This window comes from Halobaculum saliterrae (genome assembly GCF_009831625.1).
Taxonomy (GTDB): domain Archaea; phylum Halobacteriota; class Halobacteria; order Halobacteriales; family Haloferacaceae; genus Halobaculum; species Halobaculum saliterrae.
Genome location: NZ_WUUS01000008.1, coordinates 189,051 through 212,954, shown reverse-complemented (window position 1 = coordinate 212,954; position 23,904 = coordinate 189,051). Strand labels below are relative to the sequence as shown.

The window sequence follows — 23,904 nt, the reverse complement described above, 5'->3', positions numbered from 1 at the left end:
CGGCCCCCATTCTTTCCGACGACGGCGTCGATGATCGCCGTCGACGCGCGCCAGGTCGTCCGACAGCTCTGTGAGCGACGCGCAGCGGACGGATCCAGGTCGGAGCGAGGGAACCCCCGCCGTCGCCGCCGGGGGCCCGGTGGAGGGAACCGCCGCGCAGTTCGTCCGGGACGCGTTCGGCTTCGTCCGCGAGCCGCCCCCGAACGACGTGAAGCGGCTCGCGAGGGTGGCGGTGCTCCGCGGCGACCTCGCACCCTGAACTGCCTCGGGGTCAAGCCCCGAGGCACTCGCCTTGCTCATCTGTAGATGACCACACAGCCCGACGGACCGGTGACGATAGGTGTCACCGACCGAGACTGGTGGCTCTCCTCGCGGCCGGAGGTCTGCGGGTTCCTACGGCGTGGCCGTCTCCGTCTCCGATTCGTTCGCCTCGGGCGTGGCCGTCTCCGAATCGGCCGTCTCGGGCGTGGCCGTCTCCGAATCGGCCGTCTCGGGCGTGGCCGTCTCCGAATCGGCCGTCTCGGGCGTGGCCGTCTCCGAATCGTCCGCCCCCGGCGTCTCCGTTCCCTCCTCGGTTCCCGAGGCTTCCGTTTCGTTCGTGTCACCCCCGGGCGTTCCCGTGCCCGTCTCGGTTTCCTCCGGAGTACCCGGCGTCGCGGTCGCGGTCGCAGTTTGATCGTCTTCGGGGGTCGCCGGCGTCGCGGTTTCGTTGTCCTCGGGGGCCTCCGGCGTCCCAGTCGTGGTCTCGGTCGTGCCCTCCTCTTCGGTGTCGAGCGTGGACTCGAGCGGGACGAGGACGCCGCCGTCGTTGACCGTGGCCGTGAACTGCCCGTCGGTCACGGTTCCGTCGGCGACTCGGTGCCAGTCGTCGCCGTCGTACCGCCAGAGGTCGACGGCATCCGGGTCGGCCGTCCCGTCGAGTTCGAACGAGAGTTCCGTCGGAACGGCCGCCCCCGAGACCGACAAGGCCTCCCTCGCGACGGGAGTTCCCGGCGGGTCGCCGGGGAGTGACTCGCGCTCGAGCGTGTCGAACTCGAACGGGTCGTCGCCGCCGAAGCCGAGGTCCGCGACGCCGTCGACGAACGAGACGGTCAGGGCGTCTCCGACCGCGAGCTCCGTCACGCCGAGTTCGCCGCGCTTCACGCGGAGTTGCGCGTCGCCGTTCCCCCGGATCGTGACCCGCTCCAGCCGGTCGGCGCCGGCGAAGTCGCCGACGACGCCGGGAGCGACGTTGTCCTCGATCGTCGTGTCGCGGACCACGTTGTCGCGGCTGTCGGAGAACCCGATCCCGGGACCGCCGTTGTCCGCGACCACGCTGTCGACGATTCGGTTGTCCACTACGTCGGTACTGAGGCGGATCGCTGCGCGGTTGTCGTCGCCGTCACCGTTGCCGACCGCGCGGACGTCCGAGAACGTGCTCCGACCGACGTTCTGGGCGAGGTAGAGGCCCTGAGCGTCGTTGTCCTCGACAGCGAGCCCGCGCACCTCGATGTCGTACGTCTCCCACAGGTGGACGCCGATGCCGTTGTCGCTGGCGGTCACGTTCCGGAGCGTCGAGTCGTCAACCTCGTTGAAGTAGACCCCCGAGCCCGCGTTGCCGGAGGCGTTGACCTCGACGAGCGTGAAGCTCGTCCCGACTGCGTCTAACGAGCCTGCCTGGACGCCGGTGTCGAACCCTGTTACGCGCACGTCCCGCACCGTCACGTTCGTCAGCGGGTCGCCCACGTCGCCGCTGCGGGGAGTCCCGTTGAGCAGGAGGAGGCCGATGGAGTCCTCGCTCCCGTCGCCGACGACCGAGTTCCCGTTCCCGTCGAGGACCACGTCGGGGGCGCGAACGTGGAGGCAGACGCCGTCGTCGCTGTCGCCGCCGTCGCCGTCAACCCCGAGGTCGTCGGCCAACTCGTACCGCCCCGGCTCGTCGACGACGGTACAGGCGTCGATCTCGCGGGCGGGGGAATCGCCGGACTGGTCGGAGGTGTCGTCAGGCGTCTCGGCGGGCTGGTTCGGATCCGAGTCCTCGCCGGCCTCCGGAGTCCCGTCCTGCTGATCCGGGGTGTCCGTCGGTGGTTCCGTCGTGCTCGCCGGCGTCTGGGTGTCGTTCTCCGGAGGGTCGGGATCGGCGTCGTCGGGAGCGCCTGCATCGCCGTCGTCCGGGGGGCCCGCCTCACTGCCGTCCGGTGGCCCTGACTCGCCATCGTCGCCGGCGTCGGGCGTGTCGTCGTCCTCGTCGACTCCGTCGCCGTCGCCGTTGCCCGCGTCGCTTCCGTTGGCAGCGGGCAGGGGGTCGTCGGTCACACGTTCCCCGTCCAGTTCGATCCGGTACTGCGAGACGTTGCCGAACACCTGCACGGAGCGGACCTCGCCGGTCACGACGTAGGCGTCACCGGACCCGTCGCCGGTCGCGCCGTCGATCGTGACCGTTCCGTCGCCGTTGTACCGGATCGTGTCCTCTCGGTCGGCGGAGTGACCGTCGACGACCGCAGGTCTGGCTCCGCTCTCGACGACGATCCGGTACCTGAACCGGTCGCCATCGGCGGCGATCACCTCGAGCGTCGACGTGTTCTCGTCGGGGAGACCGCCGCGGTCGGCGTCCGCCTGAACGGTGTCGAGGTCGGCGAGCGCGGTGTCGTCGACCTCATCGGACCCGAACACGGTGGATCGGACGTTCTCGACGGAGTCGGTGCCCTCGACGGCGTCGGAGACGCCGACGATACCCGCCGCGAGCACGACACAGAGCGACACCGCCACGACGGCCACGAGCGGCGGCCGGCCGGGACTCCGATCGCTCATTCGTCCCCCCCTGTCGTTCGCGTCGCCAACGGGGGCGTGCCCCCGCCTCTCTCGGGGGACGAGCGGACGTGAGTCCGCTCCTCGGTCGGATTCCGGCCGTCGACGGCGTCGACGGGGCTTCGCGTGCTCGGTCGGATCGACGGCGTGTCCGTATGCGGCATGATGGTGTCGCACGCCCGGCCCCGGACGTGTCGGGTCCGGCGTTCGAAACGCCCATGGAAAGTTATGACACCGATACGGTGCGGTAGTTCGACCCGACCCGAACCGCGTCGCTCGAAAGCCGAACCTACCGGGAACGCGGGAGTTCTCGACGCAACGATCGGATGAGTCGATCCCCGACACCCGTCTCGGTGGGGGCGTTCGGGCCAGCGATCGCTCCCGGGTGCGGATCGGTACCCGAACGACGGGAGTGGGACCTGACCCCCCTCCGGCGGGCGTTCACATCTGTTCGTTCGGCAGAACAGCCGGGGGCGGGATTCGAACCCGCGAAGTCTCGATTACAAGTCGAGTGCATGCACCGCCCATGCTCCCCCGGCGCGTACTGGGGGCGTACTGGCCCCTCCGTTTAATCGGTATCGCTTCCGTCCCCCCGGACCGGCTTCTCCAGTTCGACCCGATGCGGACGGTATCCGTGCCGCTCGTAGAACCGTCTCGCGTCCTCGTTCTGGGCCATCGCCTCCAGCGAGACCACGTCGACGCCCGCGTCGGCGAGCGAGGACTCCGCGGCCGAGAGCAGCCGGGATCCGACGCCCGCGTCACGGTGCCGCTCGCGAACGAAGAGGTTGTACACGACTCCGCGCGTCACGTCGAGGTCGTACCGTCCCGACTCGACACCGAAGGACACGAACCCGACGATCCCCCTGTCGTTCGTTCCCGACATGTCAGCGACGTCGGAGTCCGACGCGTCCGGGTCCCCGGGCTCCGTGGCCGTCGACTCCGTGTCCCCCACCCGCGCGACGACGAGCCCGTCGGTGACGACCGCGTGGGCCGCGGCGTCGGCCGCGTCGGGGCGGTTCCCGGCGGCCATGAGGTGGGTGCCGTGCGATCGTTGCCCGTCCGCGAGGGCGACCCAGAGGTCGGCCACCGCGTCGACGTCGTCCATCGTTCCGTCCTCGATCCGGACGCTGTCGGCGGGCCCGTCCGTCTCCTCCTCGTCGGTCTCACCGTCCTCGCTTTCGTTCCCGTCGGCCCCACCGGTGTCGAGCCGGGAACGGTCGCGCGCGTCGGCGTCCGAGGGGTCGGCGGGCATCCTGTCGATCGGACGGCCGCGTTCGGCTTGGCCCTTGTGCCCGACCGTCCGTCGTGTCGACTCGACGACGCTGAGATGCGGGTGAGAGAATGGTTAAGTGCGTCGGGCTACCTCTCGATTCGTGAGAAGGAATATCAATGGGCATTAGCGAAACGTACACACGCGGCAGGGACCTCGTCACCTCTCGACCGTCGGTCCTCATCGTCGCCGGCATCGTCGCGCTTCTGGCGCTGGATCTCGTTCGCCAGATCGCGACGCCCGGGGGCCTCTCGACCACACAGCTCGTCGGATACTTGTGGGACGGGCTCGTGGTCGGGCTCTCGATCGGGTTGGCCGGCGTCGGCCTCTCGATGACGTACAGCATTCTGAACTTCGCGAACTTCGGCCACGGCGACTACGTCACGTCCGGCGCGTTCGCCGGCTGGGCGGTGACGTGGGTGATCGCCGGCGCCGGACAGTTCGACCTGACGACGCTGCTGTTCATCGGCTCCGTCTCGACGAGGGACCTGGGCGTGTCGGCGTTCGCGACCCCGCTCGCGATCGTCGTCGGGCTGCTCGTCGCCGCGGCCGCCACGATCGTCCTCTCGCTCGTCATCGACCGGCTGGTGTACAGACCGATGCGCGACGAGGGCGGTATCTCGCTGCTCATCGCGTCGATCGGCGTCGCGCTGGCGCTGCGATACACGATCTACATCGTCTTCGGGCAGCGCACCCGCGGACTCACCGACGCGCAGTCGGTGCCCGACATCGCGATCGCCGGCGGGTTCGGGGTCGGCGGACACGAGGTCGCGCTCGTCGTCATCGCGGCGGCGCTGATGCTCTCCGTGCACTTCCTGCTCCAGACGACGAAGCTCGGGAAGGCGATGCGGGCGATGGCCGACAACGAGGACCTCGCGCGCGTCACCGGGATCCCGACCGAGCGTGTCGTCCGGTTCACCTGGATCATCGGCGGCGGCCTCGCGGGCGCCGGGGGCTTCCTCATCGCGCTCGAACGCGGCGCGATGAACTTCCAGTTCGGGTGGGTGCTCCTCCTGTTGATCTTCGCGGCGGTGATCCTCGGCGGTATCGGCTCCATCTACGGCGCGATGTTCGGCGGCATCACGATCGGCATCGCACAGAGCATCTCGCTCGTGTGGCTGCCCAGCGAGTTCTCGACGGTCGCCGCCTTCGCCGTCATGATCTTCGTGCTGCTGTTCAAGCCCGACGGCCTCTTCTCGGGGGTGACCACCGCGTGAGCTCCCCGACGGAGTCCGTCGACCCGACCGAGGACGCCGCCGGCGACGACGCCGCTGCCGGCGACGACGGCCGGGAGATCCCCGGCTGGACGCCGTACCGCGAGTGGTTCCGCGACCGGTGGAGCGAGGGCGGCGCCACGGCGTGGGCGACCGCGCTGGGCCACCTGCTGGTCGGGGGCGTGCTGTTCGCGCTCGTGGCGGGCTTCGACCTCGGGACGCTCCCGATCGGCGGGAGCCTCGTCTGGTTCGTGTACCTCTCGGTCACCGTCGCGGCGCTGTACGTCGCCACGGCGCCGCCGGCCGAGCCGTACGTCGCGTGGCTCGAGGACCGCTGGATGGAGTCCGACGTCGACAAACTGCTCATCGTCCTCGGGCACGTCGTCGTCGTCTTCTTCGTGTTTGCGGTCGCGCTCGGCCTCCCGTTCAACGGGCTCATGGGCGCGCTCAGTTCGGTGCTGTTCTTCACCGCCGTGTACGCGATGATGGTGCTGGCGTTGAACCTCCACTGGGGGTACGCCGGGGTGTTCAACATCGGTATCGCGGGGTTCATGGCCGTCGGCGTGTACGCGATGGCGATCCTCTCCTCGCCCACGGAGGCCGGCGCGGCGTCGGTACCCGGACTCGGGCTCCCGCTCCCGATCGGCATCCTCGGCGGCGTGCTCGCCGCCGCGATCGTCGGGCTGGTCGCGGCGCTTCCGGCGCTCCGACTGCGGGCGGACTACTTCGCCATCGTCACCGTGGCCTTCTCGGAGATCATCCGACTCACGTTGAACTCGCGAACGCTCCAGGAGTTCACGATCGCCGGCGTCACGACCGGCACGGGCGGCGCGACCGGCATCACGATGCCGGGGAACCCGGTCAGGCTCCTCTTCTACGACGGGTTCGGCGCCGGCGCCGAACCCGCGCTGTTGGGGTCGGTCCTGTTCCCGCTGTTCCGCGGCCTTCGGATCGAGCTGATCCCGCCGGGGTCGTCGTGGCTCGGGGTCGTCCCGCTGCCGGCGTTCACGCTGGATCTGGCGGTCCAGCCGTCGGTCATCAGCAACTGGGCGTACGTGGTCGTGCTCTCGGCGTTCGTGGCGCTGTTCTACGTGCTGCTCGTCCGTACGGGGAACTCCCCGTTCGGTCGCGTGCTGAAGGCGATCCGCGAGGACGAGGTCGTCGCCAAGTCGCTCGGCAAGGACACGAACCGCTTCAAGATCGTCGCGTTCATGTTCGGCTGCGGGCTGATGGGGCTGGGCGGCATCCTCTGGCAGGGGAGCCAGGGGTTCACCAACCCCGGCGCGTTCCGGCCGATCATCACGTTCTACATCTGGGTCGCGCTGATCATCGGCGGCGCCGGCTCCAACACCGGGAGCGTCCTCGGCGGCGCACTGTTCGCGGGTGCCCTCTGGGAGGGGCCCGTGTACGTCCGACGGGTCGTCACCAACTACGTCGACTTCGGCTCCACCCCGAGCACGTTCCCCGGGGCGGTCGCGCCGTTCGTCGAGGGCGAGGTGCTCCCGTTCCTCGCGTTCCTCCTCGACAACGTCTCGGCGCTGCGGTTCATCCTCGTCGGCGTCATCCTCGTGGCGCTGATGCAGCGGCGCCCCGAGGGACTGCTCGGCCACCGGAAGGAGGAGGCGGCGGCGATATCGCTGACCCGACCGGGCGGCGGCGGGGGAGGCGGCTCGACGACCGCCGACGGCGACGCCGTCGCGGACGGCGGACGTGAGGCCGACGGCGACGGAGGTGCACGATGAGCGCCGACGACTCGGTCGCCGCCGATGCGACCGACGGCGACGCCGCCGACGCTGAGCCGTCGGAGGCGACCGCACAGGGTGCGCGCGACGCCGCCGATCACCCGCTCGTGGTCGAGAACCTCCGCAAGACGTTCGGCGGGATCACCGCCGTCGACGACGCGAGCTTCTCGGTCGCGGAGGGCTCGCTCACCGGGCTGATCGGCCCGAACGGCGCGGGCAAGTCGACGACGTTCAACTGCATCACCGGCGTGCACGAGCCCACCTCCGGACGGGTGACGTTCCACGGGACGGACATCACCGGAATGGCGACCCACGAGATCGCCCAGCAGGGGCTCGTGCGGACGTTCCAGATCGCCCGCGAGTTGCCGGAGATGACCGTGTTGGAGAACATGATGCTCGCGCCGAAGGGACAAGTCGGCGAACGGCTCACGAACGCGCTCGTGCCGGGGCTGCGCGATCGCGTCGTCGAACAGGAGGAGGAACTCCTCGAGCGGGCGTGGCAGCAACTGGAGTTCTTCGAGATCGACCACCTCGCCGAGGAGTACGCGGGCAACCTCTCGGGCGGTCAGCGCAAGCTGCTGGAGATGGCGCGCGCGCTGATGACCGACCCGGAGGTCGTGCTGCTCGACGAACCGCTCGCCGGCGTCAACCCGACGCTGGAGGAGAAGCTGCTCGACCGGATCCACGAGCTCCGCGAGCGTGGGAACACGTTCCTGCTCGTGGAACACGACATGGACGTCATCATGAACAACTGCGAACACGTCATCGTCATGCACCAGGGGTCGGTGCTCGCGGAGGGCACCCCCGAACAGGTCACGAGCGACGAACGCGTCGTCGAGGCGTACCTCGGAGGCGACGTATGAGGAGCGAGGCCGACCGCAGGGAGGCCTCGAACCGAGCGGGGAGCGGACCGACCCGCGAGGCCAGCGAGGACGAGCAGCGCGAGTCCTCGACGCACCCGACCGCCGAGACACCGGTCGTCGCCGACGGCGGAACCGCGACGGCGGGGGCGACCCGCTCGGCCGACGCCGCGCTTCCGGAGGAGAGCCTGCTCCGCGTCCGCGACCTCGACGCCGGCTACGGCGACCTCCAGATCCTCACCGACGTGGACCTGGACGTGGGCGACGGCGAGTACGTCACCATCGTCGGTCCGAACGGCGCGGGCAAGTCGACGGTGATGAAATCGGTGTTCGGGCTGACCAGCTACATGGGCGGCACCATCGAGTTCGCGGAGACGCCGATCCACGGCCTCCAGCCCGACGAGATCATCCACGAGGGGATCGGCTACGTGCCCCAGAACGACAACATCTTCGAGAGCCTCTCCGTGCGCGAGAACCTGGAGATGGGCGCGTACATCCTCGACGAGGTCCCCGAGGACCAGATCGAGTGGGTGTACGACCGCTTCCCGATCCTCCGGGAGCGCTCGGACCAGCGCGCCGGGACGATGTCCGGCGGGCAACGACAGATGCTCGCCATGGGCCGCGCGCTGATGCTCGATCCGGATCTCCTGTTGCTCGACGAGCCGAGCGCCGGGCTCGCGCCCGATCTGGTTCAGGAGATGTTCGACCGCATCGACCGCATCAACGAGGAGGGCACCGCGGTCCTCATGGTCGAACAGAACGCCAAACAGGCGCTGCGTCGCTGTGACCGCGGCTACGTCCTCGTCAACGGCGAGAACGCGTACGTGGACGAGGGGGACGCCCTGTTGAACGACGAACAGGTCCGCAAGGACTTCCTCGGCGGGTAGCTCCCTCGGACACCAGTCGAGTCGATTCGTCCCGATCCGGACGGGCCGACCCTGTTCCGGCTTGCCCGCCTATGCCAGCGCGTAGCGGCCGTCCGCCTTCTCGACGTGCCCGGCCTCCCGGAGCGCCCCCAGGATGGAGTACAGCGAGATCCGTTTCATCGACAACCCCTCACAAAGGTCGTCCTCGCGGACCGCGCCGTGGGTCGCGAGATAGAGGTACACCAGCTTTCCCCGGGGGGAGGAGACTCCGTCGGGAAGCGTCGTCATCGGCGTCTCCGCGTCGCCGTCGGCGGTCGCGGTGTCGGCGGTGTCGGCCGCATCCGCGCCGTCAGCGTGCGTAGTAACCATCGTGGATCCGACGTGGGATTCGACACCTGTAAAACTGTGGTACGTCGTTCGTCGAAATCCGTTCGAGAGCCCCCCGAAACTGTCGAAACAACCGGATAGAGAGATGTACTCCGTCTCGAAATAATACTCGACCGACCGTCAGCGGTCCCCAGTTTCGACTCCTGACGGCGAGGCGAACGGGGAGAATCGGAACTCAGCTCCCGTGAGGTGCGACGGCGGGACGACTCAGTACGAGCGGATCTTCGGCTCGTACTCCTTGTCCTCGCCCTCGAGGAGGACCGGCTTGTACCAGAGTTCTGGCGTGCCGTCGTTCCACGACAGCATCGTGTGCTTGAGCCACTCCTCGTCGCGGCGCTCCTGGTGTTCCGCGCGCCAGTGGGCGCCGCGGAACTCGTCGCGTGCGAGCGCGCCGAGGGTGATCGCCTCCGCCAGGTCGAGGATGTTGCGCGTCTCCAGCGTCTGGATGAGGTCGGTGTTGAACGTGCGCGAGGGGTCCTTCACGAACACGTCCTGATACCGCTCGCGCGCCTCCGCGATGTCCTCGAGCGCCTGCTTGAGGCCGTCCTCCTCGCGGAAGACGTTCACGTGCTCGGTCATCGAGTCCTGCACGTCGGAGCGGATCTCCGCGTGCTGGACGCCGTCGTCCTTCTCCATGAGCGACTGGACGCGCTCACGCTCGCGGACGACCGCGCGTTCGACGATGTCGTGGCCGTCACCCGAACCGGTTTCGGCGGCCACGCCGCCGTCGGCGACCGCGTCTCCCTCGCCGCCGGCGGGCTCGACCTCGCCGGGCTGGACCGGGGTGTCGAGCTCGCCGAGCTCGTAGTCGCCGCGCTGGCCGGTCTCGATCTCGGCGGTGCCGAGGTCCTTGCCCGCGGCGTGGGCGCCCGCTCGCTTCCCGAAGACGATGAGCTCCGGCAGCGCGTTGCCGCCGAGGCGGTTCGAGCCGTGGACGGACGCGCAGGCGCACTCGCCAGCGGCGTACAGGCCGCCGACGCACGTCTCGCCGTTCTCGTCGGTCTCGATGCCGCCCATCGCGTAGTGCTGGCCGGGCTTGACGGGCATCGGCTCCTCCAGCCCGTCGACGCCCTCGAAGTCCTTCGCGAGGTGGAGGATGTTCTCGAGCCGGTCCGTGATGCGTTCCTCGCCGAGGTGGCGCATGTCCAGGTGGACGTACTCGTCGTCGATGCCGCGGCCCTCGCCCACCTCGTTCAGCTCCGCGCGGGCGACGACGTCGCGGGAGGCCAGCTCCCCGTCGTTGCTCGCGTAGCCGTACTCGTACATGAAGCGCTCGCCCTCCGCGTTGTAGAGGATGCCGCCCTCGCCGCGGACGCCCTCGGAGATGAGTACGCCCGTGCTCGGCAGGCTCGTCGGGTGGAACTGGATGAACTCCATGTCCTCGATGGGCACGCCGGCGCGGTAGGCCATCGCCACCCCGTCGCCGGTGTTGGCGACGGCGTTGGTGGTGTGTTCGAACACCTGCCCGAGCCCGCCGGTCGCGAGGATGACGCCCTCCTTCGCGCGGAATCCCGACAGCTCGCCGCTCTGGATGTCGTAGGCGACGACGCCGTGACAGGTGCGGTCCTCCGGACGTTCCTCGTCCGTGACGGCCAGATCCGAGACGTACCACTCGTCGTAGACGGTGATGCCGCGCTTGACGAGCTGCTCGTACATCGTGTGGAGCAGCTGGTGGCCCGTCTCGGCGCCCGCGTACGTCGTCCGCGGGAACGAGAGGCCCCCGAACGGTCGCTGGGAGACGCGACCGTCGTCCTCGCGGGAGAACGCCATGCCCCAGTGTTCGAGCTGGATGACCTCCTTCGGGGAGTCCTTACAGAGCGTCTCGATGGCGGGGGCGTCGCCGAGGTAGTCCGACCCCTTCATCGTGTCGTAGGCGTGGTCCTCCCACGAGTCCCCCTCGCGCAGGGCCGCGTTGATGCCGCCCTCCGCGGCGCCGGTGTGACTGCGCACCGGGTGGAGCTTCGAGACGATGGCCACGTCCGCGCCTTCCTCCTGGGCGGCGATGGCCGCGCGGAGACCCGCGCCGCCGGCGCCGACCACGATGACGTCGTGTTCGTACATGTGTCGTGTGTTGTGTCCGTGTTGCTGCGTTCGGTCGGTGTCGCTGCGTTCGATGGTCGTCCGTCGTCGCCGAACCCCACGGTTCGTCGTTGGATCCGCTTGGGGTTCGGGCTACTTCAATCGCGTGCCGGTTCGGGTGGCTGACCGGGGTGAGCCTACCAGAACTTCAGGTTGTTCTTGACCGCCTCCCGCTTGAGCTCCTGGATGTGCTCGGTCAGCGGGATGTCCTTCGGACACACCTCGGTGCACGAGAACTGGGTCTGACACCGCCAGACGCCGTTCTCCTGCTCGAGGATGTTCAGCCGGTGCTGCTTGCGGTCCTCGCCCTCCCGCTCGTCCATCGCGAAGCGGTACGCCTTGTTGATCGCGGCGGGACCGAGGTACTCGTTGTTGCCCGCGGCGATGTTGCACGAGGACATGCACGCGCCACACCAGATGCACCGCGTGGACATCTTCACCTTCTCGCGGTTCTCCCGCGTCTGCCGCTGCTCCTCCAGTTCGCCGTCGGGAAGCTCGTCGGCGTCGAAGTACGGCTCGACCGCCTCCATCTGGTCGTAGAAGTGGTCCATGTCGACGACGAGGTCCTTCTCCACGTCCGCGTGCGGGAGCGGCTCGACGCGAACCGGCTGGTCCAGGTCGGACAGCTGCGTCTTGCAGCCGAGCCGCTGGCGACCGTTGATGAACAGCGCGTCCGACCCGCAGATCGCCTGCCGGCAGGAGTGCCGGAACGTGAGCGAGGAGTCGAACGTGTCCCGGGCGTAGATGAGCGCGTCGAGGACGGTCATCCCCTTCTCGTAGGGGACGTGGAAGTCGTCGAAGCGGGGCTCCTGTTTCCCCTCGACCTCCGGGTCGAAGCGGAACACCTTCAGATGGTAGGTGTCCTCGTCGTCGTCCGCACGCTCGGCGGCCTCGCGACGTGCGCGCTCCTCGCGGTCGGCGCGGGCCTCGGCCTTCTTGCGCATCCGCTCCTCCTGTGCGGGCGCGAGCGGCTCGCTGTGCTCGACGTCGGTCTCTGCCTCGGTTTCCGTCTCCGTCTCTGGAACTTGCGTGCTCATTGTCAGAAGGTGGGGAGGCCCGCCCAGGCGTTCGCGGTGCGGATCCCCTGCACGACGAGCACCACGCTCGCCGCGATCAGCGTGTACTTGACGACCCGCTTCTTGGTGCCGCTCAGTCCCTGGTTCTCCAGCGCGTTGTAGACGCCGTTGACCCCGTGGAACGTCGCGGTGATCAGGAACAGCACCATCAGCGAGTAGTAGGTGAGGTCCGTCATCCGCGCGCTCGAGGCGAGGAACGACACCTCGTCGGCGTGGTTGACGAAGTGCAGCAGGAAGAAGTGGAACGCGAGCACCACCACGAGGAACGCGGCGGTGATGCGCTGCCACAGCCACCGCCGTCCGCCCTTCTCGAACGAGGAGTAGCGCTCGGCCATCTCAGAACACCCCCGCGAGGAACGTCGGCACCGACGCGACGACGATGGCGCCCGTCAGGATCAGCGACGCGTAGAAGCTCTTGTCCTGGCTCTCGAGGCCGACTCCCAGATCCACGAGCAGCAGGCGGCAGCCGTTCAGGATGTGGAAGACGGCCACCGCGAGCAGCCCGACCTCGAGGATGCGAACGACCAGCAGACTCTCCAGCGCGACGATGACGGTGGTGTACACGTCGTTCTCGGCCGCGATGGCCTGCGTCTGCCCGGCCGCGGAGATGGCGGTACTCAGCACGGCGATGTGGGTGAACAGGTATCCCACGAGCACCCAGCCCGTGAACTTGTGGAACACCCAGGCCCACATTCCCGCCGAGAACTCCCGCCACCGGCCGAAGTCCTCGACGAGGCCCCTGTCATACGACTGGCTCATACGTCCGTCGCTCGGTCCTATGGGGGTATAGTAGTTACGTGACGCACTCGCACGCGCGAGCGACGGATCGGCGTGTCCGCGCCACGGTTCGGCGGCGGCCCCGTCCCGAGCGCCCCGCACCCGCCGACGCTCCGATCGATCGGCGAACCTGTCCGACTGCGTGACTGTTATGACGGTGTACGTCACACGCCAGACAGTGACCGATCGCCCGACCGACCGCGCCGTCGACGCCTTCTCCTTCCTCGGTGACGGCCTTCGACTCTCGATCCTCCGCACGCTCGCCGACCGCGAGTCGCGTGCGGGCCCCCGAACCGACCCGATGGCGTACAGCGACCTGCGGCGCGCGGTCGGCGAACGCGACAGCGGGAAGTTCAGCTATCACCTCGGGAAGCTCACCGGTCGATTCGTCGCGAAGACGCCCGGCGGGTACCGGCTGCTCGAACCGGGCTGGGAGACGGTCCGACTGCTGGAGCGCGGTATCGTCGACGACGACATCGATCTCGACGCCGAGCAGGTCGACGCGCGATGTCCCCGCTGTGGCGGCGACGTCCACGTGATCTACGCCGACCATCACCTGTTCACCTGCTGTTCGGCGTGTGAGGGGCTCTTCGGCGCCGACGAGTGCCCGCCCGGCACGCTCACGGGGATCGTCCTTCCGCCGACGATCGTCGAGCGGCTGGATCCGACCCCGCTGTTCCGTCGGGCACACCGGGTGCTCGAACGGCGACTCCGACCCATGATCGACGGGATCTGTCTGGAGTGCGGCGGCGACGTCGACGGCCGACTCAGGCGGTGTCTCGATCACGAACCCGAGGGGATCTGTCCCGACTGTCTGGCGTCGTACCCCGTCCTCGCCGAGATCGTGTGCGAGACGTGTGGTCGCGGGCGCGTGACCCATCCCCTGTTCGGGAACCCCGGAGCCGACGGGGTCGGCGCCCGTCGTCTACCGAACGACGACGGATCAGCGTCGGGGACGGACGCGGCGAGCGGCGAACGGGACTCGGACGACTGCGCCGCAGCGGGGAACGACGAGGGCGATGCCGCCTGGCGACGGTTCGGGGCCTTCCTCTCGTGGTCGGCGGATCCGCAGGGCGACGGGTCCGTCGCCTTCGACCCCCCAAACGGCGGGGACCGGGTCGTCGTCGCCCCCGATCTGGGCGTCGTCGATTGACCGGGTCGATCCGCGGCGTCGTTGTCGAGTCATCGCGGGGAAACACGGAGCCCGCCGCGGGCTATCGTGAGGAAACGGGCGACTCGCGACGAGCGGGAGGCTATCGGGCGGTTCCGGACGGGCTCTGGTTCAACTCGACGACCCGCCGGGTCCGCTCACCGAGTTCCACGAGGTGGCACAGCGGGTTTCCGGGGTACACAACGGGGTTCTCCAGCACGCCGACGAGGAGTCCGGTGAACGGGGCCTCGACGGCGACGTTGTCGTTCTTGAACGGGTTGGTGATGGTACAGACCGCGTCCCCCTCGTGGACCAGCGCCCCCCGTTCGAAGTGCATGTCGACCATCCCGCCGGTGTCGGCCCGAAGCCACGTCTTCTCGCGTTCGTCGGTGATGACGGTGCGCCAGCCGGGCCACCGGACCTGCTCGGCCTCGAGCATCCCGTACTCGGCGAACGTCGAGCGGACCCCCGCGAGCGCCTCGTCGATGAGCGCCCGCTGGAACCGGTGAGCCTCACCCATCTCGACGGTGATCGCGGCGATACCGTCGGTGACCGCCTCGGTTCGGAGCATCCCGGAGGAGCCCTCGCTGTCGATTATCACGTTCGTGCCGTACGCGCGGGCGAGGCGGGCGGCGTCCGGGTCGCCCATGTCGGCGCGGGCGTGGATCATGTTGGTCCGCCCCCGCGTCGACGTGTGGAAGTCCAGCCCGAAGTCGCACGGATCGATGAAGTTGGTGTAGATGCGCGCGGCCATCCGCTTCGCGCTCGTCGAGTCGGCCGAGCCGGGAAACGAGCGGTTCAGGTCCCGGTCGTACACCGGGAGGTAGCGCTGTTGGGCGAGGAACCCCGGGACGTTCAACACGGGCAGACAGATGAGCGTGCCAGCCAGCTCCGTCAGATCCCACTCGTGGGCCACCTCCCTGACGACCTCGATCCCGTTGAGCTCGTCCCCGTGGGCGGCCGCCGAGAGGAACGCCGTCGGTCCCGGTCGCTCGCCGTTGATGATCGTCACCGGAATACGGACGGGGTCGCCGAGATACGTCTCCGACACCACGAACCGGATGTTCTGTCGCTCCCCCGGATCCACCCGGCCCCCGTTGTACGTGAAGGCGTCGGCGGCAGTCATGGTCGTCGGTGTGCGACCGAGCGGTATAAAGGACGGCGTCGCCGCCGGAACGGCGTCCGACCGCCCGGGTACCCGACGTGGACGCGTGCCTCGGATTCGCACGCCGTTCGGCCGACCGGGACACATTTGATACTTCCGGCAGAGGCGATCGGTATGACTGACGATCCGGTGCGAGTCGGGGTGCTCTCGCTTCACACGAGCAAGGAGACGAAGGCGATCTGCAACGCGGTCGAGGCGCTGGGGCACGAGCCCGTGTGGCTTCGTCGCGAGAACGCGGCCGTCAGCATCGAGGACGGCGAGGTCTCGGTCGAGCCGGACGTCGACGTGGTCGCCAACCGAATGCTGCTGTCGAACATCGAACAGCCGGCGGAGGGGCTCGGGCTCGCGCACACGTTCGGCCGCGCCCGACCGATCCTCAACGACCCCTCGGCCGTCCTCACGGCGATGCACAAGTTCGCCTCCGCCGTCGCGCTGGCGGAGGACGGCGTCCGCGTCCCCGACGCGCTGCTCGCGCTGTCGAACGACCGGCTCAACCGGGGCCGCGACCGCTTCGGCACGGAGGGCGTGTACAAGACGGCGATCGGCACCCACGGCGGCGGCACCTGGAAGATCGACCTCGAGGAGCCTGTCAATCCGATGGTCGGGAACCGACAGGCGTTCCTGCAGGACCTCATCGACCGCGACGACGCGCGGCACCACGACACCCGCGTGTACGTCGTCGGCGGCGAGATCGTCGCCGCGATGAACCGGTACGCCCCGGAGGGGGACTGGCGAACCAACGTCGCGCTCGGCGGCGACGTGGAGGACGCCACGGCCTCGCTGGACGAGGAGGCGAGCGAGATGGCGCTGCAGGCGGCCGAGACCGTCGGGCTCGACTTCGCCGGCGTCGACCTCGTGCAGGGGTACGACGGCTGGTACGTTCTCGAGGTCAACCCGACCGCCGGGTTCAAAGGGCTGTTCAAGGCCAGCGGACGCTCGCCGGCGCCCCACATGGCCCGGCTCGCGATCGAGCGCGGCGGCGGCAGCGTCGACGACGAGCGCGTGACGGAGCTGTCGGCGGTGTTCGACGACTCGACGCCGGCGTGTATGCCCGCCGCTCGGCGGATCAACGACGGGCAGACCCCGATCATCGGCTACATCGAGCAGGTCAACGTCGCCGGGACGCAGGGAGCGACGCAGGCGTACGCGAAGTCCGACACCGGCGCGACGCGCTCGTCGATCGACACGAAGCTCGCCGCCGAGATCGGCGCCGGGCCGATCAAGAGCATGACCCGAGTCAAGTCCGGCTCGGTGAAGTCCGGGAAGGCCCGGCCGGTCGTCGACCTCGTCGTCGGCATCGGGGGCGAACAACACACCGTCACCGCCAGCGTCGAGGACCGCTCGCACATGGAGTACCCGCTCCTCCTCGGACGCGACATCCTCCAACACTACCGCGTCGACGTACAGCGCCGCGCCGACGAGGGACGGGACGCGGAGAGCGACGAGGAGGAGGAGGAGGGGACCGAGGAGTAGCACGCGACAGCGACTCACACGGGGCGCACGGGCCGGACCGCTTTTCCCTCTCGGGTCACCACGGTATGACATGGGCTTCGGGAGCTACGATGAATCCGAGCAGGAACGGCAACAGAGCGACGGCGCCGACGCGGCCGACGGCTCGACCGTCGACGCTCACGAGAACGACCACGAGGGCGAGGCGAGCTTCGAGGCGGGCGCGTCCACCGACGATCTGGTCTCACAGCTCCAGACGATGAAGGACGACGGCGACGACGACGAGGAGTGACCGGCGGGCCGGTCCGGTTCTGACCGCACCCGGACCGAGGTCGCGCACCCCGGCCGGCGGCGCTCGACCGCCACGCGATGTCGTTCAGTTCTCTCCTATTCCGACGTCGGAGACGCCCGTCCGAACTCGACCCCGTCCCCCGAGTATCGTTCTTGAAATCCGGCGGAGAAGGTATATCAACGTGCTTGGCCCCTTTCTCGATATACCCGGACGCCGTCGCGGACGGGTCGAAACGAAACCAATGTTCGAATTCATCACGGACGAGGAAGAGCGCGGGCAGGTGGGGATCGGGACGCTCATCGTGTTCATCGCGATGGTGCTGGTGGCGGCGATCGCCGCCGGCGTCCTCATCAACACCGCCGGCTTCCTCCAGAGCAAGTCGCAGGAAACGGGACAACAGAGCAGTAAGCAAGTCAGTGACCGCGTGCAGGAAGTCGCCACCGTCGGCAACGTCAACGGCAACCAGATCGACATCGTCAACGTGACGGTGACGCAGGCGCCCGGCGCCGGCGAGATCGACATCCAGAACGCCACCGTCACGTGGATCGGTCCCAGCGGGACCTACCAGCTGACATCGACGACACAGAACTACTCACAGACGACCCTGAGTGGAGATCAGTTCTCCTACATCTCGGTGAAGGACTCCGACGGCTCCGACAACGTCCTCAACGACGCAGATGACCGACTCAACCTCGTGTTCGATGTCAGCACGTTCGCCAGTGACCTAAACGAGGGCGACGAAGTGACCATCAAGATCAACACGATGGCTGGTGCGACCACCAGCATCCGCTTCACCGTGCCCGAATCGCTCAGCAACAAGCAGGCCGTCGAGCTGTAAGCCGGCTTCCGTTCTTCCGTTCTTTCGCACCGTCCGACGCCAAGTAGCGGTGCCACCGGCACGGCGAGTGTCGTCTCGGTGTCCCCGACGTTACTCCTCCCCGACGACCTCGTCGACGCTGGCGGCGATGTCCTCCTTCGCGCGCCACAGGTACAGCGACGCGTAGCTGCGGTACGGCGCCCATCGCTCGGCCTCCTCGACCATCTCTCCACGGCTCATCTCGCGGCCGTACAGTTCCTCCATTCCCTTTCGGACGCCGAGGTCGCCGACGGGGAACACGTCGGGCCGGCCGAGCGTGAACAGCAGCTGCATGTTCGCGGTCCACTCGCCGACACCGGTGATCGCTGTCAGCTCCGCACGTACCTCGTCGTCGCTCATCGCGGCGAACGTCTCGGAGGTCCAGTCGTTGTCGGCGAACGCCTCGGCGACGTTTCGGACGTACCGCGTCTTCTGTCGGGACAGTCCCGCGTCCTTCAGCGTCGCCTCGTCGGCCGCGAGCAGTCCCTCAGGCGTCACATCGACGGCGTCGAACAGGCGTTCGCGCGTCGCCTCCGCGGACGCCATCGACACCTGTTGACGGAGGATCGACACGACGAGCCGTTCGAACGGGTCCGGGGCGGGGTCGATCGTGAGCGGACCGTGTCGGTCGATCACCGGGCCGAGGAGCTCGTCCCCGCGGAGCGTCCCGAGCGCCTCGCGATCCGACGGGTCGAGGTCGTCGAGCGCGTCGGCGTCTGCGTCCACTGGCATACGCCGTGATGCGTGCGCCGGCGAGAAACGGCTTTCGGGGGAGCGACTGCGCTCCCGCGCGGACAGTCGACGAGGCGACGACGGCCCCCCGGGACTCCGTGGCGTGCAACTCCGGAAAACTGGTGTCGTGTTTGCGTCGCGACGGAGGGAAACGTTGAATCGGCGGGACTCCGACGCGACGCACATGGACGTTGATGACGTAGAGACGGTCGCGGTGCTGGGCGCAGGGAACATGGGTCACGGGATCGCGGAGGTCGCCGCGCTCGCCGGGTTCGACGTGAACCTGCGGGACATCAACGAGGAGTTCGTACAGAACGGCTACGACCAGATCGAGTGGTCGCTCGGCAAGCTCGCCGAGAAGGACCAGATCTCCGAGAGCGACGCCGACGCGGCGCTCGACCGGGTCACGCCGGTCGTCCCCGTCGAGGACGCCGTCGCCGACGCCGACCTCGTGATCGAGGCGGTGCCGGAGAAGATGGACATCAAGAAGGACGTGTACGCGGAGGTCGAGGAGTCCGCGCCGGACCACGCCGTGTTCGCCTCGAACACCTCCAGCCTCTCGATCACGGAGCTGTCGGAGGTGACCGACCGAGAGGAGCGCTTCTGCGGGATGCACTTCTTCAACCCGCCGGTGCGCATGCAGCTGGTCGAGGTCATCTCCGGCGCCCACACCGCCGACGAAACGATGGATCTCGTCGAGGACGTCGCCGAGCGGATGGGCAAGACGGCGGTGCGCGTCCGCAAGGACTCGCCCGGCTTCATCGTCAACCGCGTGCTCGTCCCCCTGATGAACGAGGCGGCGTGGCTCGTCCACGGGGGCGAGGCGACCGTCGCGTCGGTCGACTCCACGACCAAGTACGACATGGGCCTCCCGATGGGCAGCTTCGAGTTGGCCGACCAGGTCGGCATCGACGTGGGCGTCCACGTGCTCGAGTACATGCACGAGGTGCTCGGCGACGCCTACGAGCCGTGTCCGCTGCTCACCGAGAAGGTCGACAACGAGAACCTGGGTAAGAAGACTGGGACGGGCTTCTACGACTACGAGGACGGGTCCGGCGCGGAGGTCCCCTCTGACGAGGTCGACGAGGACGTCAAGCACGCCCTGCTGGCGGTGATGGCCAACGAGGTCGCCGGCCTGATCGGCAACGACGTCGCCGACGCCGGCGACATCGATCAGGCGGTGAAGCTCGGGGCGGGCTTCCCCGACGGCCCCGCGAAGATGGCCGACGCGGCCGGCCTCGACGCGCTGCTCTCGACGCTCGACGAGCGCCACGAGGAGACGGGGGCCGAGCGGTACGAGGCCGTCGACCACCTCCGCGAGCTCGTCGAGGAGGGTCGCGGCTTCCACGGCGACGGCGACGACGCCGGGGACGCGGTCGACTTCGAGACGATCCGGATCGAGCGCGAGGGCCGGGTCGGCCACATCGTCCTCGACCGTCCCCACCGGATGAACACGATCTCCGGCGAACTGCTCGACGAGCTCGGTGTCGCCATCGAGGAACTGGAGGACGACGACGGGGTGCGTGCGGTGCTGGTCACCGGCGAGGGCGAGCGCGCCTTCTCCGCCGGCGCCGACGTGCAGAGCATGGCCGGCGGCGGCGGAGACCCGCTGCAGGCGGTCGAGCTCTCCCGGAAGGGCCAGTCGACGTTCGGCAAGTTCGAGGCCTCGGACCTGCCGGTCGTCGCGGGCATCGACGGCTACTGCCTCGGGGGCGGCATGGAGTTCGCCACCTGCGCGGACATGCGGGTGGCCTCCGAGCGCTCGGAACTGGGCCAGCCCGAGCACAACCTCGGCCTGCTTCCGGGCTGGGGCGGCACCCAACGCCTCCGTCACATCGTCGGCGAGGGGCGCGCCAAGGAGATCATCTTCACCGGCGACCGCTACGACGCGGAGACGATGGCCGACTACGGCTTCATCAACGAGCTCGTGGCGAACGACGAGCTCGAGGAGGCGGCGATGGATCTGGCGCAGGATCTCGCCGCCGGCCCGCCGGTCGCCCAGCGCTACACGAAGCGCGCGATGCTCGCCGGGCGCGACGACACCGACGCCGGACTGGAGATCGAGGCGCAGGCGTTCGGCCAGCTGATGAACACCGAGGACCTCATGGAGGGCGTGATGGCGTTCATGTCCGACGAGGAGCCGGAGTTCGAGGGGAAGTAAGCGAGATTCGCGGCAACGCCGCGAACCTCGGGAAGCGGCGGAGCGGTCCGTGTGCCGCTCCGCCCAGTAAATAAGCGAGACCGAGTGAGCGGAGCGAACGAGGTCTCGGTATAGCGGCGTTCACAGATCGCTGCGCGCTCTGTGAGCTCACGAGACCGCAGGTCTCGTGAACGGCGAGGTCCCCGGGCCGAGCCGCCCAGTAGATCGGTAAGACGACTGAGACCCGCGGTCCCGTGAACGCTCCCGACGGCCCTATGCTAGCTTGAACGCCCGGATCGTGTCGCGCTTTGTCGGCTCGTTCACGACCTGCACGCCGCCCAACCCGGAGAACACGTCCCGCCAGTTCCGATGGTACAGCGGGAACTCGTCGTTGACGTAGCTCACCTCGGCGCCCTCGCGCCCGCGCCTCGCGCCGTTGCCCTCGTTCTCGGCGGTGACGAGCAGGTCGCCACAGATCCGCACGACCTCCTCGAACACCCACGTGTCGTCGGGGTGGACGTGCTGGAGCGTCTCGACGGAGTACACCGCATCGAACTCGTCGTCGTCGAACGCCGGCAGGAGGTCCTCGATGGCCCCCGTATGGAACTCGCCGGTCTCCGCGAGCGTCGGGAAGTACTCGCCCATCACGTCGAACGACTCGTCGTTGATGTCGACGCCGGCGAGGCGGTCGAAGCCGCCGCGGCGGAGGTGTTCGAGGTGACGACCCGACCCGCAACCGAGTTCGAGCACCCGTGCGTCCGTGCCGACGTAGAACTCGATCGCCGACCGGATCGTCTCGCTCACCTCGTCCGGTCCCTTCTCGGCGTAGTAGCGCGGGGAGAACTCGCCCTCGCGCTCGGCCCAGTCCTCCCGGACCTCGTCGGGGTTCATACCCGCCGAAAGGAGCGCCGGGCGTAAACCTTCGCCGGAGTCGTCGGCGCTCGGGTCGCCCACGATACGCGGCGATCCACCCGCCGCTCGCGGCGACTCACTCCTCGCGGCGACTCACTCCTCGCGGCGCTCGCGATAGTCCGGTAGGAAGTCGTCCTGCAGCACCGCGGACCGCCCGCCGTCGATCGTGAGGCTCGCGCCGGTGACGAACCCCGCCTCGTCGCTGGCGAGGAACGCGACCGCCGCGGCGACGTCCTCGGGGACGCCGATCCGGCCGGTCGGATGGATGCTCGCGAGCTCCTCGCGGCGCTCCTCGTCCATGTCGCCGGTGGTGCGGTCGATGGCGACCCACCCGGGGTTCACCGTGTTGACGCGTACCTCGGGGCCGAAGTCGATCGCCATCGAGCGGGTCATCCCGTTGATGCCGGCCTTGACGGCGTTGTACGGGAAGATGCTCGGCGTGGTCGCGAACGCGTGGTTGCTGGACATGTTGACGATGGCACCCTCGTCCATGTGTTCGCGGGCGTGTTTGGCACACAGCCAGTACGAGCGGAAGTCCGTCTCGAGCACGAAGTTCCAGTCGTCCAGCTCCGCCTCGTCGGCGGCGGTGTACGTCTCGACGCCCGCGTTGTTCACGAGCACGTCGAGGCGACCGAACTCCTCGACGGTCGCCTCGAACAGCGCCGCGATGTCGTCGGGGTCGCGCATGTCCGCGCGGACGAAGACGGCCTCGCCGCCGGCGTCCTCGATGTCGGCGACAGTTTCGGCGCCGGCGTCCTCGCTGCGGCCGGTCACGACGACGCGGGCGCCCTCGGCCGCGAGGCGTTTCGCGACGCCCGCGCCGATACCGCGGGTCGAGCCGGTGACGACGGCGACCGTCCCGTCGTATCTGGATCGCGGTTCGAGTTCGTCGATGGCGGAGGTGTCGAAGCTGGTCATCGAGTGTGTACGCTGTCTCGGTCGGGTGACTTGATGATTGGTTCGCGCTCGGCTCGTCGGCGTCGGCTCACCACTCGGCGACGCTCCCGTCCGGGCGGCGCCAGACGGGGTTGTGCCAGTCGTCGTGGCCGTCGCGTTCCCGCAGCACGTCCTCGTCGATGTCGACGCCGAGTCCCGGCCCGTCCGGAACCGGAACGAAGCCGTCCTCGTACTCGAACACCGACGGGTCCGAGAGGTAGTCGAGTACGTCGCTCGTCTCGTTGTAGTGGATGTCGAGGCTCTGCTCCTGGATCAGGGCGTTCGGCGCGACCGCATCCAGTTGAAGACAGGACGCGAGCGCGACCGGACCGAGCGGGCAGTGCGGCGCGACCGACACGTCGTAGGCCCCGGCCATCGACGCGATGCGGTGACACTCGGTGATGCCGCCCGCGTGGCTCAGATCCGGCTGGATGACGTCGACCGCGTTCTCCTCCAGCACCTGCTTGAAGTCGGTGCGGTGGAACATCCGCTCCCCGGTCGCGATGGGGGTGCTGGTGCTCGCGGCGATGTCGGCGAGCGCGTCGTTGTGCTCGGGGAGCACCGGCTCCTCGATGAAGAAGGGGTCGTGGGGTTCGAGCGCCGCGGCGAGCTGTTTCGCCGCGGTCTTGCTCGCCCGTCCGTGGAAGTCGACGCCGATGTCGACCTCCGGACCGACGGCCTCTCGGACCGTGCGCAGGCGCTCGGCGGCCTGCTCGACCGTGTCGGGCGACTCGACGCGCTCCAGTTCGGGCGTGGCGTTCATCTTCAGCGCGGTGAAGCCCGCGTCGACCTTCTCGGCGGCCGCCTCCGCGACGCCCTCGGGGCGGTCGCCGCCGACCCACTGGTACACCCGGACGCGCTCGCGGACCGGGCCTCCGAGAAGCTCATGGACGGGGGCGCCGAGGTGTTTCCCCTTCAGGTCCCACAGCGCCTGGTCGATCCCCGCGATGGCGGACATGAGGACTGGGCCGCCGCGGTAGAACCCGCCGCGATACAGTCGCTCCCAGTGGTCCGCGACGGGCGCGGGGTCCTCGCCGATGAGGTACTCCTCGACGAGTTCCTCGACGGCGCCCCGGACGGTCCGCGCCCGTCCCTCGACGACCGGTTCCCCCCAGCCGACGGACCCGTCGGCACACTCCAACTTCAGGAACAGCCACCGCGGCGGCACCGCGTACAGCTCGTAGTCGACGATCTCGGTCATGTCCCCGAGTTCG

General features: G+C 68.8%; 22 protein-coding genes and 1 tRNA gene. 10 read left to right on the top strand and 13 right to left on the bottom strand.

All coding sequences use genetic code 11. The annotated features are described in order from the left end of the window. The first annotated feature begins 70 nt into the window (after positions 1–70). Positions 71–259, top strand: a complete 189-nt coding sequence (locus tag GRX01_RS13770; protein ID WP_159668554.1) for a hypothetical protein — start codon at positions 71–73, stop codon at positions 257–259. Between the two features lie 134 nt (positions 260–393). Here the strand turns inward: GRX01_RS13770 and GRX01_RS13765 are convergent, their stop codons facing one another. From GRX01_RS13765 to GRX01_RS13755, 3 genes are all read right to left on the bottom strand, one after another. Next, on the bottom strand, positions 394–2,790 hold the full coding sequence (locus tag GRX01_RS13765; RefSeq protein WP_159668551.1) for a right-handed parallel beta-helix repeat-containing protein: 2,397 nt from the start codon (positions 2,788–2,790) through the stop codon (positions 394–396). 462 nt (positions 2,791–3,252) lie between these two features. Further along, positions 3,253–3,326, bottom strand: a tRNA-Thr gene (locus GRX01_RS13760). A gap of 29 nt (positions 3,327–3,355) precedes the next feature. Continuing rightward, positions 3,356–3,892 carry a GNAT family N-acetyltransferase gene (locus GRX01_RS13755; protein WP_159668663.1) on the bottom strand — a complete coding sequence of 179 codons (537 nt, stop codon included), beginning with the start codon at positions 3,890–3,892 and terminating at the stop codon, positions 3,356–3,358. A gap of 284 nt (positions 3,893–4,176) precedes the next feature. Between GRX01_RS13755 and GRX01_RS13750 the strand changes: the two genes are divergently transcribed. The 4 genes from GRX01_RS13750 to GRX01_RS13735 are packed head-to-tail and all read left to right on the top strand — an operon-like array spanning position 4,177 to position 8,760. Next, the gene (locus GRX01_RS13750; RefSeq protein WP_159668548.1) at positions 4,177–5,274 is read left to right on the top strand and encodes a branched-chain amino acid ABC transporter permease; all 1,098 of its coding nucleotides are present in this window, start codon (positions 4,177–4,179) and stop codon (positions 5,272–5,274) included. Then, complete coding sequence (locus GRX01_RS13745) at positions 5,271–7,013, top strand: branched-chain amino acid ABC transporter permease (RefSeq protein WP_321168111.1); 1,743 nt, start codon at positions 5,271–5,273, stop codon at positions 7,011–7,013. The genes GRX01_RS13750 and GRX01_RS13745 overlap by 4 nt, the downstream gene beginning before the upstream one ends. After that, the gene (locus GRX01_RS13740) at positions 7,010–7,876 is read left to right on the top strand and encodes an ABC transporter ATP-binding protein (protein WP_159668545.1); all 867 of its coding nucleotides are present in this window, start codon (positions 7,010–7,012) and stop codon (positions 7,874–7,876) included. The genes GRX01_RS13745 and GRX01_RS13740 overlap by 4 nt, the downstream gene beginning before the upstream one ends. After that, entirely contained in the window at positions 7,873–8,760 is an 888-nt protein-coding gene (locus GRX01_RS13735; protein WP_233741034.1) for an ABC transporter ATP-binding protein, read from the top strand. The genes GRX01_RS13740 and GRX01_RS13735 overlap by 4 nt, the downstream gene beginning before the upstream one ends. Before the next feature lie 69 nt (positions 8,761–8,829). Here GRX01_RS13735 and GRX01_RS13730 read toward each other — a convergent pair whose 3' ends face one another. The 5 genes from GRX01_RS13730 to sdhC form a co-directional block, all read right to left on the bottom strand. Next, entirely contained in the window at positions 8,830–9,108 is a 279-nt protein-coding gene (locus GRX01_RS13730) for a helix-turn-helix domain-containing protein (protein ID WP_233741033.1), read from the bottom strand. Positions 9,109–9,333: 225 nt separating this feature from the next. Continuing rightward, entirely contained in the window at positions 9,334–11,187 is a 1,854-nt protein-coding gene (locus GRX01_RS13725) for an FAD-binding protein (RefSeq protein ID WP_159668542.1), read from the bottom strand. A gap of 155 nt (positions 11,188–11,342) precedes the next feature. Then, positions 11,343–12,242, bottom strand: coding sequence for a succinate dehydrogenase/fumarate reductase iron-sulfur subunit (locus GRX01_RS13720; protein WP_159668539.1), 900 nt, complete (start codon positions 12,240–12,242; stop codon positions 11,343–11,345). Between the two features lie 2 nt (positions 12,243–12,244). Continuing rightward, the gene (locus tag GRX01_RS13715; protein WP_159668536.1) at positions 12,245–12,616 is read right to left on the bottom strand and encodes a succinate dehydrogenase hydrophobic membrane anchor subunit; all 372 of its coding nucleotides are present in this window, start codon (positions 12,614–12,616) and stop codon (positions 12,245–12,247) included. 1 nt (position 12,617) lies between these two features. Beyond that, complete coding sequence (gene sdhC / locus GRX01_RS13710) at positions 12,618–13,040, bottom strand: succinate dehydrogenase, cytochrome b556 subunit (protein ID WP_159668532.1); 423 nt, start codon at positions 13,038–13,040, stop codon at positions 12,618–12,620. A gap of 196 nt (positions 13,041–13,236) precedes the next feature. Between sdhC and GRX01_RS13705 the strand changes: the two genes are divergently transcribed. Continuing rightward, the gene (locus GRX01_RS13705) at positions 13,237–14,211 is read left to right on the top strand and encodes an ArsR/SmtB family transcription factor (protein ID WP_159668529.1); all 975 of its coding nucleotides are present in this window, start codon (positions 13,237–13,239) and stop codon (positions 14,209–14,211) included. Between the two features lie 100 nt (positions 14,212–14,311). On the opposite strand, the gene GRX01_RS13700 is transcribed toward GRX01_RS13705, so the two are convergent. After that, positions 14,312–15,334 carry a succinylglutamate desuccinylase/aspartoacylase family protein gene (locus GRX01_RS13700; protein WP_159668526.1) on the bottom strand — a complete coding sequence of 341 codons (1,023 nt, stop codon included), beginning with the start codon at positions 15,332–15,334 and terminating at the stop codon, positions 14,312–14,314. Between the two features lie 147 nt (positions 15,335–15,481). Between GRX01_RS13700 and GRX01_RS13695 the strand changes: the two genes are divergently transcribed. The 3 genes from GRX01_RS13695 to GRX01_RS13685 all read left to right on the top strand — a co-directional run bounded on the left by GRX01_RS13695 (position 15,482) and on the right by GRX01_RS13685 (position 17,952). Next, positions 15,482–16,846 (top strand): RimK family alpha-L-glutamate ligase, encoded by a 1,365-nt coding sequence (locus tag GRX01_RS13695; protein WP_449271453.1) that lies wholly within the window; start codon positions 15,482–15,484, stop codon positions 16,844–16,846. A 70-nt stretch (positions 16,847–16,916) separates the two neighbouring features. After that, entirely contained in the window at positions 16,917–17,114 is a 198-nt protein-coding gene (locus GRX01_RS13690; protein ID WP_159668520.1) for a DUF5786 family protein, read from the top strand. A gap of 241 nt (positions 17,115–17,355) precedes the next feature. Further along, positions 17,356–17,952, top strand: coding sequence for an archaellin/type IV pilin N-terminal domain-containing protein (locus GRX01_RS13685; protein WP_159668517.1), 597 nt, complete (start codon positions 17,356–17,358; stop codon positions 17,950–17,952). A gap of 90 nt (positions 17,953–18,042) precedes the next feature. Here the strand turns inward: GRX01_RS13685 and GRX01_RS13680 are convergent, their stop codons facing one another. After that, a complete protein-coding gene (locus GRX01_RS13680; RefSeq protein WP_159668514.1) occupies positions 18,043–18,702 on the bottom strand; it encodes a DNA-3-methyladenine glycosylase family protein in 660 nt (219 codons plus the stop codon). A gap of 184 nt (positions 18,703–18,886) precedes the next feature. On the opposite strand from GRX01_RS13680, the gene GRX01_RS13675 reads away from it, so the two are divergent. Then, complete coding sequence (locus GRX01_RS13675; protein WP_159668511.1) at positions 18,887–20,863, top strand: 3-hydroxyacyl-CoA dehydrogenase/enoyl-CoA hydratase family protein; 1,977 nt, start codon at positions 18,887–18,889, stop codon at positions 20,861–20,863. A 252-nt stretch (positions 20,864–21,115) separates the two neighbouring features. On the opposite strand, the gene GRX01_RS13670 is transcribed toward GRX01_RS13675, so the two are convergent. The 3 genes from GRX01_RS13670 to dgoD all read right to left on the bottom strand — a co-directional run bounded on the left by GRX01_RS13670 (position 21,116) and on the right by dgoD (position 23,891). Then, positions 21,116–21,733 carry a class I SAM-dependent methyltransferase gene (locus tag GRX01_RS13670; protein ID WP_159668508.1) on the bottom strand — a complete coding sequence of 206 codons (618 nt, stop codon included), beginning with the start codon at positions 21,731–21,733 and terminating at the stop codon, positions 21,116–21,118. 114 nt (positions 21,734–21,847) lie between these two features. Beyond that, a complete protein-coding gene (locus tag GRX01_RS13665; RefSeq protein ID WP_159668505.1) occupies positions 21,848–22,672 on the bottom strand; it encodes an SDR family NAD(P)-dependent oxidoreductase in 825 nt (274 codons plus the stop codon). Between the two features lie 67 nt (positions 22,673–22,739). Next, the gene (gene dgoD / locus GRX01_RS13660) at positions 22,740–23,891 is read right to left on the bottom strand and encodes a galactonate dehydratase (protein WP_159668502.1); all 1,152 of its coding nucleotides are present in this window, start codon (positions 23,889–23,891) and stop codon (positions 22,740–22,742) included. Between the last annotated feature and the right edge of the window lie 13 nt (positions 23,892–23,904).